Here is a 609-nt window from a genome sequence, read left to right as displayed (position 1 = left end):
AGCTTTACGATCCGAAAACCTTCTTCACTCACGCGGCGTTGCTCGGTCAGACTTCCGTCCATTGCCGAAGATTCCCTACTGCTGCCTCCCGTAGGAGTCTGGGCCGTGTCTCAGTCCCAGTGTGGCCGATCACCCTCTCAGGTCGGCTATGTATCGTTGCCTTGGTGAGCCGTTACCTCACCAACTAGCTAATACAACGCAGGTCCATCTGGTAGTGATGCAATTGCACCTTTTAAGCAAATGTCATGCGACATCTACTCTTATGCGGTATTAGCTATCGTTTCCAATAGTTATCCCCCGCTACCAGGCAGGTTACCTACGCGTTACTCACCCGTTCGCAACTCATCCAGAAGAGCAAGCTCCTCCTTCAGCGTTCTACTTGCATGTATTAGGCACGCCGCCAGCGTTCGTCCTGAGCCAGGATCAAACTCTCATTAAAAGTTTGAGTTCTCACTCATTTCTGTCACTGACAGATTTATTGTTTTTTCATTGTTCAGTACTATAACTTCAGTTATAGTGCCCTGCACATTGGTTCGTCTTGTTCAGTTTTCAAAGGTCTTTGTCACTCATTCTCTCTCAAGCGACAACTATATTAGTATATCACAGCTA

1 rRNA gene is annotated in these 609 nt (G+C 47.5%); it reads right to left on the bottom strand.

The annotated features are described in order from the left end of the window. A 16S ribosomal RNA gene (locus D8844_RS10350) occupies positions 1-439 on the bottom strand; the annotation flags it as partial. Between the last annotated feature and the right edge of the window lie 170 nt (positions 440-609).

Source organism: Streptococcus oralis (assembly GCF_003942875.1).
Taxonomy (GTDB): domain Bacteria; phylum Bacillota; class Bacilli; order Lactobacillales; family Streptococcaceae; genus Streptococcus; species Streptococcus oralis_BX.
Note: the sequence above shows the minus strand (reverse complement) of the source record. Positions and strands in the feature narration are given on the sequence as shown.